The organism is Blastomonas sp. RAC04, from assembly GCF_001713435.1.
Lineage (GTDB): Bacteria > Pseudomonadota > Alphaproteobacteria > Sphingomonadales > Sphingomonadaceae > Blastomonas > Blastomonas fulva.
On sequence record NZ_CP016460.1, the window covers coordinates 1,017,316 to 1,031,447 of the forward strand.

The 14,132-nt window shown below is 64.1% G+C and carries 12 protein-coding genes; 9 read left to right on the plus strand and 3 right to left on the minus strand.

The genetic code is table 11. The annotated features are described in order from the left end of the window. The first annotated feature begins 9 nt into the window (after positions 1–9). Together BSY18_RS05935 and alr are read left to right on the plus strand one after the other, a co-directional pair. A complete protein-coding gene (locus tag BSY18_RS05935; protein ID WP_069049979.1) occupies positions 10–1,617 on the plus strand; it encodes an MFS transporter in 1,608 nt (535 codons plus the stop codon). A 22-nt stretch (positions 1,618–1,639) separates the two neighbouring features. Further along, the gene (gene alr / locus BSY18_RS05940; protein ID WP_069049980.1) at positions 1,640–2,665 is read left to right on the plus strand and encodes an alanine racemase; all 1,026 of its coding nucleotides are present in this window, start codon (positions 1,640–1,642) and stop codon (positions 2,663–2,665) included. A gap of 132 nt (positions 2,666–2,797) precedes the next feature. Here the strand turns inward: alr and BSY18_RS05945 are convergent, their stop codons facing one another. Further along, positions 2,798–3,970 (minus strand): acetyl-CoA C-acetyltransferase, encoded by a 1,173-nt coding sequence (locus tag BSY18_RS05945; RefSeq protein WP_069051737.1) that lies wholly within the window; start codon positions 3,968–3,970, stop codon positions 2,798–2,800. A gap of 50 nt (positions 3,971–4,020) precedes the next feature. Continuing rightward, positions 4,021–5,061 (minus strand): alpha/beta hydrolase, encoded by a 1,041-nt coding sequence (locus BSY18_RS05950; RefSeq protein WP_083231329.1) that lies wholly within the window; start codon positions 5,059–5,061, stop codon positions 4,021–4,023. 73 nt (positions 5,062–5,134) lie between these two features. Here BSY18_RS05950 and phaR point away from each other — a divergent pair, with 73 nt between their 5' ends. The 3 genes from phaR (at position 5,135) to rnr (ending at position 9,656) form a co-directional block, all read left to right on the plus strand. Continuing rightward, positions 5,135–5,722 carry a polyhydroxyalkanoate synthesis repressor PhaR gene (gene phaR / locus BSY18_RS05955; RefSeq protein ID WP_054134966.1) on the plus strand — a complete coding sequence of 196 codons (588 nt, stop codon included), beginning with the start codon at positions 5,135–5,137 and terminating at the stop codon, positions 5,720–5,722. Between the two features lie 96 nt (positions 5,723–5,818). Continuing rightward, positions 5,819–7,351: a proline--tRNA ligase gene (gene proS, locus BSY18_RS05960; RefSeq protein WP_083231618.1), complete on the plus strand. Its 1,533-nt coding sequence runs from the start codon at positions 5,819–5,821 to the stop codon at positions 7,349–7,351. Positions 7,352–7,412: 61 nt separating this feature from the next. Beyond that, positions 7,413–9,656 (plus strand): ribonuclease R, encoded by a 2,244-nt coding sequence (rnr, locus tag BSY18_RS05965; RefSeq protein WP_236823508.1) that lies wholly within the window; start codon positions 7,413–7,415, stop codon positions 9,654–9,656. Between the two features lie 13 nt (positions 9,657–9,669). Here rnr and BSY18_RS05970 read toward each other — a convergent pair whose 3' ends face one another. Continuing rightward, positions 9,670–10,125: a universal stress protein gene (locus tag BSY18_RS05970; protein WP_054134965.1), complete on the minus strand. Its 456-nt coding sequence runs from the start codon at positions 10,123–10,125 to the stop codon at positions 9,670–9,672. Between the two features lie 145 nt (positions 10,126–10,270). Here BSY18_RS05970 and BSY18_RS05975 point away from each other — a divergent pair, with 145 nt between their 5' ends. From BSY18_RS05975 to lpdA, 4 genes are all read left to right on the plus strand, one after another. Then, the gene (locus BSY18_RS05975; protein WP_069049982.1) at positions 10,271–11,593 is read left to right on the plus strand and encodes a pyruvate dehydrogenase complex dihydrolipoamide acetyltransferase; all 1,323 of its coding nucleotides are present in this window, start codon (positions 10,271–10,273) and stop codon (positions 11,591–11,593) included. Positions 11,594–11,688: 95 nt separating this feature from the next. Then, positions 11,689–12,117: an endonuclease domain-containing protein gene (locus BSY18_RS05980; protein ID WP_069049983.1), complete on the plus strand. Its 429-nt coding sequence runs from the start codon at positions 11,689–11,691 to the stop codon at positions 12,115–12,117. Further along, positions 12,114–12,509: a hypothetical protein gene (locus BSY18_RS05985; protein WP_069049984.1), complete on the plus strand. Its 396-nt coding sequence runs from the start codon at positions 12,114–12,116 to the stop codon at positions 12,507–12,509. The genes BSY18_RS05980 and BSY18_RS05985 overlap by 4 nt, the downstream gene beginning before the upstream one ends. Before the next feature lie 5 nt (positions 12,510–12,514). After that, the gene (gene lpdA / locus BSY18_RS05990) at positions 12,515–13,909 is read left to right on the plus strand and encodes a dihydrolipoyl dehydrogenase (protein ID WP_069049985.1); all 1,395 of its coding nucleotides are present in this window, start codon (positions 12,515–12,517) and stop codon (positions 13,907–13,909) included. Positions 13,910–14,132 lie beyond the last annotated feature (223 nt).

Genomic DNA, 14,132 nt, shown 5'->3' on the forward strand with positions numbered 1-14,132 from the left:
AGATGCTGGATGACCGCAACGGTCGCAGCGGACGGGGACATCATGACGCCGAGCAAGTCGGAGATCCGGCTGGTGATCGGCGCATCATCGCTGGGCACCATTTTCGAGTGGTATGACTTTTTCATCTACGGCACGCTGGCCGCGATCATCGGGCGCACGTTCTTCCCCAGCGGAAACGTGACGCTGGAGACATTGCTGGTCTGGGCGGGCTTTGCCGTGGGCTTCGGATTCCGTCCACTGGGCGCGATCCTGTTCGGCTTCCTGGGCGACCGGCTGGGGCGCAAATACACCTTTCTGGTGACGGTGACGCTGATGGGGATCGCCACCGCAGGCGTCGGCCTGATCCCGTCGGCCGATACCATCGGCATTGCCGCGCCGATCATCATCATTCTGCTGCGCATTCTGCAGGGGCTGGCGCTGGGCGGCGAATATGGTGGCGCGGCTATCTATGTCTCCGAACATGCCCCACCTGAAAAGCGCGGGTTCTACACCAGCTTCATCCAGGCGAGCGTTGTCGGCGGCTTCGTGCTGAGCCTCATCGTGGTGCTGGGCTGCAAGGCGATCATGAGCGAGGAACTGTGGAACGACTGGGGCTGGCGCGTGCCGTTCCTGCTGTCGCTGTTGCTGCTCGCGGTATCGCTCTGGATGCGGCTCAAGCTGTCGGAAAGCCCGGTATTCAAGGCGATGAAGGCGGGCGGCGAGCTTGCCGGCAATCCGTTCGTTGAAAGCTTTACCTATCCCGGCAACAAGAAGCGGCTGTTCGTCGCGCTGTTCGGCATCGCCGCGGGTCTCACCGTGATCTGGTATACCGCGATGTTCTCCGCTTTGTCGTTTCTCAAGGGTCCGATGCGGGTCGATGACACCGCGGCCGAGATCATCGTCGGCGGCGCGGCCTGCATCTCGATGCTGTTCTACATCTATTTCGGGTCGCTCTCGGACAAGCTCGGGCGCAAGAAGCCGATCGTCTGGGGCTATGCGTTGACCCTGGTGCTGGTCTTTCCGCTGTTCTGGCTGATCGGCAGCGTCGCCAACCCTGCGCTCAACGCCGCGATGGAACGCGCGCCGGTGGTGATCTCGGGCCCCGAATGCAGCTATTCGCCGTTCGCCAAGGAGCAGGAGACCGGTTGCGGCAAGCTGCTCGCGCAGTTCACCGCCAAGGGTGTCGGCTATACGCTGAGCGAAGGCCCGCGCGTCGCGGTCAAGATCGGCGATACGGTGGTGAGCGATACCAGCAGCGCGGGCGTCGATGCCGCGCTGGCGGCGGCGGGCTATGACTTCACCCCGCGGGTGCCGCCTGCGCTCAGCATTCTCGTGATCGTGATGGCGCTGGCGGGGCTGGGCGCGCTGTCGGCTGCAACTTATGGTCCGGTGGCGGCTTTGCTTTCCGAAATGTTTCCGCCGCGCATCCGCTACAGTTCGATGTCGATCCCCTATCATTTCGGTACCGGCTATTTCGGCGGCTTCCTGCCGTTCATCGCCAGTTTCATCATCGCCAAGACGGGCAATCCCTATTCGGGGCTGTGGTACACCTGGGGCGTGGTGCTGATGGCATTCGTGGTGAGCATGATCTGGCTGCAGGAAACGCACAGGCCGGGAGTGGAGCCGGAACATCTCTGACATCGCAGATATCGGTGCGAACATGCGGCTGGTGCTCGATGGCGGCGCGCTGGCGGCCAACTGGCGCGCGCTCGATGGACTGAGCGGACGGGCAGCGGCAGGCGCGGCGGTCAAAGCCGATGGCTATGGCCTTGGCGCGCGCGAGGTCGTTGCGCGGCTGGCGTCTGCCGGCTGCCGCGACTTTTTTGTCGCGCACTGGGCCGAGGCACAGGCTCTGGCCGGGCTGGTCGACCCGGCGCGCATCGCGGTGCTGCATGGCATCGCGCCGGGGGAAGAGGCGGTGGCGCTGGCAGCCGGCGCGGTCCCGGTGCTCAACAGCGCCCAGCAGATCGCGCGCTGGCGGGCGATGGGCGGCGGCACCTGCCACGTCATGATCGACACCGGAATGTCGCGGCTGGGGCTCGATTGGCGCGACGATGTCGCGGGGCACTGCGCAGGGCTGGATATCGATCTGTGTCTCAGCCACCTCGCCTCTGCCGATGAGGACAGCGCGCAGAACGAGGCGCAGCGGCTGCGGTTCGATCAGGTGCGAACCGGAGTGACCGCCCGCCGCTACAGCCTTGCCAACAGCGCCGGGATATCTCTGGGACACGGCTATCACTTCGATTGCACCCGGCCCGGGCTGGCGCTGTACGGCGGAGTGCCGGTTGCGGCGCTTGCCGATGTGATCCAGCCGGTGATGCGGATCGAGACCCGGGTTCTTCAGGTGCGCAAGGTGCAGGCGGGCGACAGCGTTGGCTATGGCGCGACCTTCACCGCGTCGGACGACATGCGGACTGCCACGCTGTCCCTGGGCTATGCCGACGGCTTCAAGCGCGGGCTCTCATCGCTTGGCGGCTTTGTCAAAGACGGTATCCGGCTGCCCTTGCTTGGGCGCGTGTCGATGGATCTCACCTGCATCGATATCAGCGCCGCGCCCGATCTGGGCGAAGGCGACTGGATCGCCGCCGATCTGGTGTTGCCTCAGGCCGAAGCCGCGACCGGGATCAGCCAGTATGAATGGCTGACCCAGATCGGACGGCGGTTTGACCGGGTGTGGGTGGACTGAATTCGAACCCAATCCCGACCTTGACCCTCACCCCCGCGAAAGCGGGGGTGACGCTTCAGTGCTGCGGTCAGCGAAGGTAGCGTCATTCCCGCCTTCGCGGGAATGACGAGGACTATCGGGCGAGGTGGTTGTTCAGCGCTCGATGCAGACCGCGATGCCCATGCCGCCGCCGATGCACAAAGTCGCCAGGCCCTTTTTCGCGTCGCGGCGCGCCATTTCGTAGAGCAGGGTGGTGAGCACCCGCGCACCGCTGGCGCCGATCGGATGGCCGATGGCGATCGCGCCGCCGTTGACGTTCACCTTCTCGGGGTCCCAGCCCATTTCCTGCGTCACCGACAGCGCCTGCGCGGCGAACGCCTCGTTCGATTCGATCAGGTCGAGATCCTCGACGCTCCAGCCCGCCTTGGCGAGTGCGCGACGGCTGGCCGATACCGGGCCGATCCCCATGATCGAAGGATCGACGCCCATCGAGGCCCAGCTGGCGATGCGGCCCAGTGGGGCAAGTCCGCGCTTGGCGGCGTCTTCCTCGCGCATCAGCACCAGGGCGGCCGCGCCATCGTTGAGGCCGCTGGCATTGGCGGCGGTGACGGTGCCGTCCTTCTTGAACGCGGGCCTGAGGCCTGCGACGCTTTCATAGGTCGCGCCGGCGCGGATATACTCGTCGTCGGTGACCGTGACATCACCCTTGCGGCCCTTGATCGTAACGGGTGCGATCTCATCCATGAAGCGGCCATCGGCGCGCGCCTTTTCGGCAAGGTTCTGCGAGCGCACGGCAAAACGGTCCTGCGCCTCGCGGGTAATCTGGTACTTCTCGGCCAGGTTCTCGGCGGTGATGCCCATGTGATACTGGTTGAACACATCGGTCAGGCCATCATACACCATCGTGTCGACGAGCTTGAGGTCGCCCATCTTCTGTCCGGCGCGCAGCATCTGGGCGTGCGGCGACATCGACATGTTTTCCTGGCCACCCGCGACGATGATATCGGCATCGCCATTGGCGATCGACTGGAAGCCCAGCGCGACCGCGCGCAGACCCGATCCGCAGACCTGGTTGACGCCATAGGCGGGCACCTCCTTGGGTATGCCAGCGTTGATCGAAGCCTGGCGGGCCGGGTTCTGGCCCTGGCCTGCGGTGAGCACCTGGCCGAGGATCACCTCTGATACGTCCTCGCCGGTGATTCCCGACTGCGCAAGCGCTGCCTCGATCGCGATGCGGCCGAGCTCGTGCGCGGGGGTTGCGGCATAGGCGCCCAGAAAGCTGCCCACGGGGGTCCGCTTGGCGGCGGTGATGACGATGCTGGACATGGTGATGGTCTCCATCTGGCGGGATTGTTTGGGGAGGAAGGACTTGCCCCCTAGTTAGGCGCTTCGTGTGACAGAATCCAATCTTTCAGCATCGGCCACAGCCTGTGCGGCGCGCTGCTGCCCACCACCATGCCGACATGCCCAGAGGCCAGCACCTGCCGCCCGGGAAGATCGGGCGAACAGGCAAGCGGGACGATGGCATCGCTGGCCGAGGCCAGTTCGAGTACCGGACCACGCACGTTCGCCGCATTGATGGGCACGCCGCTCACCGTCCATGCGCCTTGCCCCGTGATGTCGGCCCCATAAAGCTGCTCGAACAGCTGCTCGCCCAGCGCGAAGGGCAGGGGCTCGCCGCCATTGGCCCAGTCCTCCACCGCCACGAAACGCCGGGCCGGCCCGCTGTCGGGCTCCATCGCGCCGAAGTTCATGTATTTCTCGATCAGCTTGTCGGGCGAAAGCGTCCAGAAGCCATGCTGCATCACCTCCATCGGCACCAGGCCCATAGCCTCGCAGGCGGGCCGGTGATGCGCCCACATCCGGCCAAGCTCGGTGCGGCGCTGCGGATCATAGCCGCTGAAGTGCCAGGGCGTGGCGATCAGCGTCAGGCTGCGGACTTCGGCATGGCATGCCGACGCCAGCGCGATCAGCCCGCCAAGGCAATAGCCCACAAGATGAACAGGGCCAGGCAGTTGGGACAGCAGCGGCAGCAACCGATCCATGGCTAGGGTATCGAGCGTGTCGCCCCGATCGCATGGCGTGGTCACCCCCCAATCGACCAAAGCTGAGCTCAACCCCTGATCCCCCAGCCAGCCCATCAGCGAACATTCGGCGTCCATGTCGAGCACATGCGGCGCGTTGATCGGCGAAGGGACGAAGATGATTCGCGGATGCTCATCCGAGGCGGACGCGGCCGTTGGAGATCCTGCGGCGCTGCGCAGCATCGTCTTTCCGTGCTGCAGCAAAACCTGCCCGGGTGGTCGCATGAAGCCGCGATCGGCGCGTGCATAACGGTCAAGCGCCTGCAAAAGCTGGAGCAGACGGGCCGGGTTGTCCGCAAGCTGCTGGCGGGCAAGCGCAAGGAAAAGCGGCAAGGGGCGGGGCGCATGTTGCAGTGCACTATGATGCGGTGCTACAGTGTCGCAGCTTTTATCGGGAGATGCGCGCATGGCCAAGACTGGCACCTCGGATTCGGATGATGTCATCATCATCAAAAAATACGCCAACCGCCGTCTGTATAACACCCGGTCGTCGAGCTATATCACGCTCGACTTCTTGGCCAAGCTGACGCGCGAAGGCAAGGATTTCCAGGTTGTCGATGCCAAGACCGGCGATGATATCACCCACAACATCCTGACCCAGATCATCATGGAAGAGGAATCGAGCGGCCAGCAGATGCTGCCCGTCGGTTTCCTGCGCGAGCTAATCTCGATGTACGGCAATTCGATGCAATCGATGATACCGCAATATCTCGAAGCCTCGATGGATGCCTTCCGCAAGAACCAGGAAAAATTCCAGAGCGCGATGGAAGGCAGCATCAAGAACAGCCCCTTTGCGCAACTGGCACGCCAGAACCTGGCGATGTTCGAAGCGGCATCGAGCGCTTTCAACCCGCGCAAGGACAAGGCCGGCGCTCCCGGCGTGCCGCAAACGGCGCCTGCGCCATCCTCGTCCTCGGACGATGAAATCGCCGCGCTCAAGGCCCAGCTTTCGGCCATGCAGCGCAAGATCGACGATCTGGTCGACAAGAAATAGGCACGACAGCGCCGGTGCCAAACGGGTGATTGCGCGAACGTGCGCGCTCGCCTAGGCACGCGGGCCTTGTTTGAGTGCATCAGGATCGAGCTTACAGTGACCAAGAAGAACGCGCTGCCCGTCACACGGCAGGAAGATTTTGCCGCATGGTACCAGGCGGTCATCCAGGAAGCGGACCTTGCCGAGGAATCGGGCGTGCGCGGCTGCATGATCATGCGCCCCTGGGGCTATGGCATCTGGGAGCGCATCCAGATGCTGCTCGACCGGCAGATCAAGGAAACCGGGCACGAGAACTGCTATTTCCCGCTGTTCATTCCCCTGAGCTATTTCGCGAAGGAAGCCGAGCACGTCGAGGGCTTCGCCAAGGAAATGGCTGTGGTCACGCATCACCGGCTGAAGATGGAGGACGGCCAGTTGGTCGTCGATCCCGAAGCCAAGCTTGAAGAGCCTCTGGTTGTCCGTCCGACATCCGAAACGGTGATCGGCACCGCGTTCTCGCGCTGGCTGCAGAGCTGGCGTGACCTGCCGATCATGGTCAACCAATGGGCCAACGTCGTACGCTGGGAAATGCGCACCCGCATGTTCCTGCGCACTTCCGAATTCCTCTGGCAGGAAGGTCATACCGCGCACGAGAACGAAGCCGATGCGATGACCGAGACGCTGACCATCCTGGCGATGTATCGCGACTTCGCGCAGGGCCCGCTCGCCATGCCGGTGATTGCGGGTGAAAAGCCCGAGAACGAGCGCTTCCCGGGCGCGGTCGCGACCTATTCGATCGAAGCGATGATGCAGGACGGCAAGGCGTTGCAGGCCGGGACCTCGCATTATCTGGGGCAGAATTTCGCGCACGCGCAGAACATCCGCTTCCAGGACCGCGAAGGCCAGTTCCAGTTCGCGCACACCACCAGCTGGGGTGTTTCGACGCGTCTGGTCGGCGGCGTCATCATGACCCATGGCGACGACGATGGCCTCAAGGTGCCGCCGCAGATCGCGCCGCACCAGATCGTCATCGTGCCGATGCTGCGCGAAACCCCCGAGGACGAAGCGCTGCTCGCTTATTGCGCAAAGATCCGCACCGCCCTGATCGATTCCAGCGCGTTCGGTGAACCGCTGCGCGTGCTGATCGACAAGAAGGCGGGCAAGCCCGGTCCCAAGCGCTGGGGCTGGGTCAAGAAGGGTGCGCCGATTATCCTGGAAATCGGCGGGCGCGATGCCGCTGGAGAACAGGTGACGATGCTGCGCCGCGACGCGCTCTATGCCGAGGATGGCAAGCTCGACAATCAGGCGATGCACTGGGAATCGTTCGTCGGCCAGGCGCCTGCGCTGCTCGACCAGATCCAGACGCTGATGTTTTGCTCGGCCAAGGCACGGCTCGATGGACAGGTGCGCACCGATGTCACCGACATGGCTGGCCTGAAGGCGCATTTCGATGGCAGCAAATATCCAGGCTGGGTCGCGGTGGACTGGTGCCGCCCGACCGGCGAGGCGCTGGACAAGGTCGTCGAGCAACTGAAGGCGCTCAAGCTCACCATCCGCAACACGCCGGAAAATTCGGCGCCTGCAGGTGCAAGCTGCTTCTTCACCGGCGAGCCCGCGGTCGAGCGCGTGCTGCTCGCCCGGGCTTATTGAACAGAAGGTGGCGCAGGATCGTCCCGGCAAGGCCAAGGCACCTCGCTCATACGATGGCGGGATGCCCAATCGTGCGGCGATCCTGAAGTTCATCACCGAATCCTACGAGCCTGCGGGCAAGCGCGAGATCGCCAAGCACTTCAAGCTGCGCGGCGCAGAGAAGATCGCGCTCAAGGCGCTCCTCAAGGACATGGCCGATGAAGGCCTGATCGACAGTGCCCCGGGCCGCGCGTTCCACAAGATGGGAGGGTTGCCCAAGGTCACCGTACTCAAGATCATCGAGGTCGATGGCCGCGAGCTGATCGGGGTTCCCGACAACTGGCAGGCCGAAGGCGTTCCGGCGCCCAAGGTGCGGATTTCCGAACGCGGTCGCTCGGGCGCGCTGGCGGTGGGCGACCGCGTGCTCGCGCGCACCGAAGAGGCGGGTGGCGGTCATCGCGCGTTCGTGATGAAGAAGCTGCAGCGCGCGGGCGAGCAATTGCTCGGCGTAGTGCAGCGTGACGAAGGCGGCGGCAAACTCTGGCTCAAGCCGGTCGACAAGCGCATCCGGCGTCTGGTCCCGATCTCCGATCCCGGCAAGGCCGAGGTCGGCCAGTTGGTGATGGCCGAACAGAGCGGATTGCGCGACCGCGTGTCTGCCAAGGTCACCGAAGTGCTGGGCGAACCCTTTGCGCCGCGCTCGTTCAGCATGATCGCGATCCATAAATTCGGCATCCCGATGGAATTCGCTGCCGAGGCGATCACCGAAGCTGAGCTCGCATCCAAGCTGCCGCTGACCACCGAGGCACGCGAGGACCTGCGCCACCTGCCGATCGTCGCGATCGATCCAGTCGATGCGCGCGATCATGATGACGCGATCTGGGCGGCACCTGATGACAATCCCACCAATCCCGGCGGGTTCAAGGCGATCGTCGCGATTGCCGATGTCTCCTATTATGTCCGCCCAGGCGGCGCGATCGACCGGTCGGCGCGCAAGCGCGGCAACAGCGTGTATTTCCCCGACCGCGTCGTGCCGATGCTCCCCGAGGTGCTGTCTGCGGACATGTGTTCGCTGAAGGCGGACCAAGACCGCGCGGCGATGGTCTGCCATCTGGTGATCGATGCGAACGGCAAGCTCAAGGACTGGCGCTTCACCCGCGCGCTTGTGCGGTTGGCGGCGAACATCGCCTATGAGGATGCACAGGCGGCGATCGACGGCACCAAGCCGCACGAGCTGACCGAAACCGCGCTTCGCCCGCTCTGGGCGTGCTGGAAGCTACTCTACAAGGCGCGCGGTGCCCGTGAGCCGCTCGACCTCGATCTGCCAGAGCGGCGGATCGTTCTCGACGAGGCGGGCCGCATCGTCAACGTCGCGACCCGCGAGCGGCTCGATGCGCACCGACTGGTCGAGGATTTCATGATCGCCGCCAATGTCGCTGCCGCCAAGGCGCTCGAGGGCAAGAAGGCGCCCGTGGTCTATCGCGTCCACGAGCCGCCCTCGCGCGAGAAATTGGTCGCGCTCAAAGACTATCTCGAAACCTTCGAGATCTCGTTCGCCCTGGGGCAGGTGGTGCGGCCCAGCACCTTCAATTCCATCCTTGCGCGGGTGACCGACGACACGGTCAAGCCGATGGTGATGGAGCAGGTGCTGCGCAGCCAGACCCAGGCCTATTATGGCCCGCGCAACATGGGCCATTTCGGGCTTTCGCTTGGATCCTATGGCCATTTCACCAGCCCGATCCGCCGCTATGCCGATCTGCTGCTGCACCGCGCGCTGGTCGATGCCTACAAGCTCGAGCAGCCCGCGCCCAAAAGCGATCTGCCGCCTGCTACCGGGCTCAGCGAGCAGGACGCCGCCTCGCTCGACCGCATCTGCCAGCTGATCAGCAGCTACGAGCGGCGCGCGATGGAGGCCGAGCGCGAGACCGTCGATCGCTATGTCGCAGCCTTCCTCGCCACCCGCATCGGCGAGGTGCACAAGGTGCGGATCACCGGGGTGCAGAATTTCGGCTTTTTCGCGACGATCGAGGAATTCGGCGGCGACGGTCTGGTGCCGGTCTCGACGCTGGGCGCAGAGCGCTTTTGGTACGACGAAAAGGCGCAGACGCTGACCGGCGAGACCACCGGCGAGCAATATGCCGTGGGCCAGCGGCTAGAGCTCAGGCTGGTAGAGGCAGATCCCATCACCGGGGCGATAAAGTTCGAGCTGCCCGAAGGCGGCAACTTCATGCGCGAGCCTTATCGCGGGCGCAACGATGGCAAGACCAAGCGTCCGCCGATCAAGCGCCGCGGTCGCCCCGGCAACATCCGCCACCAGAGCCGCTGACCGCTAGCGGCGGTCAGGACATTCGGTCGATGTCGGCATCGGTCAGCCCGCCCGGCACGATGGTGAGCGGGCAGGGCAATGCGCCTGCATCGGGGCCGGCAAAATGCGTGATCAGCGGCCCGGGCGCTCCGCTTGCCGCCGCGCCCAGCACCAGCATGGCAAGATCGGGACATTCGAGCATGTAGCGGCGGATTTCCTTCGTCGCATCGCCCATCCGCACGGTGATCACCGGGCGCTGGCCCATTTCATCGAACAGGGTCCCTGCGGCATTGGCAACCAGCGCCTCGGCCCGGCTCCGCGCCTCGTCCTCGATCGTCGCCTGCACCCCACCCCAGGCAACGAAGTCCTGCTTGGGCACCAGCGCCAGGATATGTACCTGACCACCGGTGTGCTGCGCCCTCCGCGAGGCGAAGCGCAGCGCGGTCAGCGCCTCGCTGGTTTCATCCATGATGACCAGATATACCCGCATAAAATCGCTGCCCCGTTTGCTGGCCTTAAGACTGCGCCAAAATGATAGGTGTGGCAAGGGTATGCCCCCTTGACCCTACGGACCTAAGCGTCGAGAACGGCCCCCGTTATCGAATTGGCGCACCTGAATCGGGGGAAAACACCCAATGCCTATCAATCTGAAAATGCCGGCCCTCTCGCCCACTATGGAGGAGGGCACGCTCGCCAAATGGCTGGTCAAGGAAGGCGACACCGTCGCCTCCGGGGACCTGCTCGCCGAGATCGAAACCGACAAGGCGACGATGGAATTCGAGGCGGTCGACGAGGGCGTGATCGCAAAGATCGTCATTCCGGCAGGGACCGACAATGTGAAGGTGGGTGAGATCATCGCGATCATCACCGCAGAGGGCGAGGATGCGAGCGACGCGCCCGCCGCTGCAGCGCCCGCACCGGCGCCTGCGCCTGCGCCTGCTCCGAAGGAAGAGGCCAAGGCTGCTCCGGAACCTACGCCTGCATCCGCTCCTGCACCGGCGCCCACAGCCTCGTCCGACGACGACAGGATCAAGGCGAGCCCGCTCGCCAAGCGCATTGCCGCCGCCAAGGGCATCGATCTGGCGACGATCAAGGGTACCGGCCCCGGCGGCCGTATCGTCAAGGCCGATGTCGAGGATGCGCAGCCCGGCGAGGCCAAAGCTGCAGCACCTGCACCTGCACCTGCGCCCGCAGCCGCGCCGCAAGCAGCCGCAGCGCCTGCCGCCGCCGCGCCTGCCGCCGCCGCGCCTGCACCGTTCACCACCGATATCCCGCACGAAGAGGCCAAACTCTCCAACATGCGCAAGACGATCGCGCGCCGCCTGACCGAGGCCAAGCAGACGATCCCGCACATTTATCTCACGCTCGATGTCCAGCTCGACAAGTTGCTCAAGCTGCGCGGCGAGCTCAACAAGGCGCTCGAGGCGCAGGGCGTCAAGCTCTCGGTCAACGATCTGCTGATCAAGGCGCTCGCCAAGGCGCTGATCCAGGTGCCCAAGTGCAACGTCAGCTTCGCCGGCAACACGCTGATCAGCTACAGCCGCGCGGATATTTCGGTCGCGGTGAGCACGCCTGCGGGCCTGATCACCCCGATCATCGTTGGCGCCGAAACCAAGGCCGTCGGCGCGATCTCGACCGAGATGAAGGAGCTCGCCGGACGCGCCAAGGAAGGCAAGCTGCAGCCGCACGAATATCAGGGCGGCACCGCGAGCCTTTCCAACATGGGCATGTTCGGCATCAAGCACTTCGAAGCGGTGATCAACCCGCCCCAGGCAATGATCATGGCGATCGGCGCAGGCGAGAAGCGCCCGTACATCGTCGATGATGCGCTCGGCATCGCGACGGTGATGAGCGCCACCGGCAGCTTCGACCACCGCGCCATCGACGGCGCCGATGGCGCCGAGCTGATGCAGGCGTTCAAGGAACTGTGCGAAAACCCGCTAGGCATGCTGGCCTGAGGCAAGGGTGCTCGCTGCGGCGGCACGGGGTCTGGCCCCTCTCCCCTTGAGGGAGAGGGAGGGGCCCATCGCGCAAGCGATGGGAGGGTGAGGGCATGAAGCCGAAATACAGCTACAAGACCCTGACCCGCGCCCAAAGCCTTCGCCGCGACATGACAGACGCGGAGATCAAACTGTGGTCGATCCTGCGCTCTGGACAGTTGGGCGGCGCCAAGTTTCGACGTCAACAGCCAATTGGACCGTTCATTGTTGATTTCGTTTGCCAGCAGCACCGCCTGATCGTGGAGGCGGATGGATCGCAGCATTGCGAAAGTGAAAGCGACGTGAAGCGTGACGCGTTTCTGCGCGCTAAGGGATATCGAGTGATGCGGTTCTGGAACCACGACGTATTGGGCAGCATAGAGGCTGTGGGAGAAGAGATTTTGCGGGCCGTATCAAGCCCTCACCCTCCCACCGCTGCGCGGCGGGCCCCTCCCTCTCCCTCAGGGGGAGAGGGGGCTTTGGGAGAGGGCATGCATCCATGACCATCCTCCTCTTCATCCTCCGCCGCCTTTTGCTCCCCACCGCGATCGCGACGCTCGTCGGGCGTTTCGCGTTCAACCTCGCGCAGACCGGGGCGCTCAACATTTCCGAGACGTTCGTCGATACCGCCGACGCGTTCTACACCGTGGTGATGGTGTTCGTGATCCTGCTCGCGACCGCGCTGGTCGCGCTTGTGCTGGCACGGCTGAACCTGCATCCGCTGCTGCGCGTGCCGCTCCTGCTCGCAACGGCGGCGGGCAGCGGGTTTGCGCTGGTGCTGTATCTGACCGAAGTTGTCGCTTATGCAGAGCTTGTCTATGCCCCTGCGGTGGCATGCTGCATCGTGTGGATGCTCTGCAATCTTGATCTGATGAAACGCGCTAAGAAGGGCTGAGAACCATGGCTGAAACATTTGACCTGATCGTGCTGGGTTCCGGCCCCGGCGGCTATGTCTCGGCGATCCGGGCCGCGCAGTTGGGCCTCAAGGTCGCGATCGTCGAGCGGGAAAAGCTGGGCGGCATCTGCCTCAACTGGGGCTGCATCCCCACCAAGGCGCTGCTGCGCACCTCGGAAATCTTCCATTACATGACCCATGCGGGCAATTACGGCCTCACCGCCGACAAGGTGGGCTACGAACTCGACAAGATCGTCGCGCGCAGCCGTCAGGTCTCGGGCCAGCTCAACGCCGGCGTCAAGGGGCTGATGAAGAAGAACAAGATCACCGTCGTCGAAGGCACCGGAAAGCTGACCGGCAAGGGCAAGCTTGTCGTCACCCAGGGCGACCAGACGCGCGAGCTCGAGGCCAAGGAGATCATCGTCGCCACCGGAGCGCGCGCGCGCGACCTGCCGTTCGCCAAGGCCGATGGCAAGCACATCTGGACCTATCGCCACGCGATGACCCCAACCGTCATGCCCAGCAAATTGCTGGTCATCGGATCGGGCGCGATCGGTGTCGAGTTCGCCAGCTTCTACTCCGACATGGGCGCGGACGTGACCATCGTCGAGATGCTCGACCGCGTGCTGCCGGTGGAAGACGCCGATGTCAGCGCATTCATGGAAAAGGCGCTCAAGAAGCAGAAGATGACGATCCTCACCGGCGCGGGCGTCGAGGCGCTCACCGACACCGGCAAGGGTGTGACCGCCAAGATCAAGACCAGGGACGGCAAGAGCGAGGAGCACCAGTTCAGCCACGCCATCGTCGCGATCGGCATCGTGCCCAACACCGAGGATATCGGGCTCGAGGCGCTGGGCGTGAAGACCGAGCGCGGCCATATCGTGGTCGATGGCTTCGGCCAGACCAACGTGCCGGGCATCCGCGCGATCGGCGATGTCACCGGCCCGCCCTGGCTGGCGCACAAGGCGAGCCACGAGGGCATCATCGCGGTCGAACATATCGCAGGGAAAAACCCGCACCCGTTCGAAACCTGGAACATCCCCGGCTGCACCTATTCGCGCCCCCAGGTCGCCAGCGTCGGGCTCACCGAGGCCAAGGCGAAAGAGGCCGGACACGAGGTCAAGGTCGGCAACTTCCCCTTCATCGGCAACGGCAAGGCGATCGCGCTGGGCGAGGCCGAAGGCTTCATCAAGACCGTGTTCGACGCCAAAACCGGCGAACTGCTGGGCGCGCACATGATCGGCGCGGAAGTGACCGAGCTCATCCAGGGCTATGTCATCGCCCGCCAGCTCGAGACCACCGAGGAAGAGCTGATGCACACGGTCTTCGCGCATCCGACGTTGAGCGAGATGATGCACGAGGGTGTGTTGTCAGCTTATGGGCGGGCGGTGCATTTTTGAGGGTGTAAAGGACCGATTGAGCAGCCATTTTGGGGCCAAAATGCGTACGATTTAAATGATGTCCGATTTTTTTCAGGTTTTAGTTGGCCTCAATTTGGAGGTTGTTCTTTTGTCAATTCACTTGACACATTAATCGAACCATTGCCAAAGTATCGACATGTGCGGGATGCACTAGCCACGTTGGGACGCTTACTTTGAAGTCGAGCCTTGCAAGGCTCGTTCG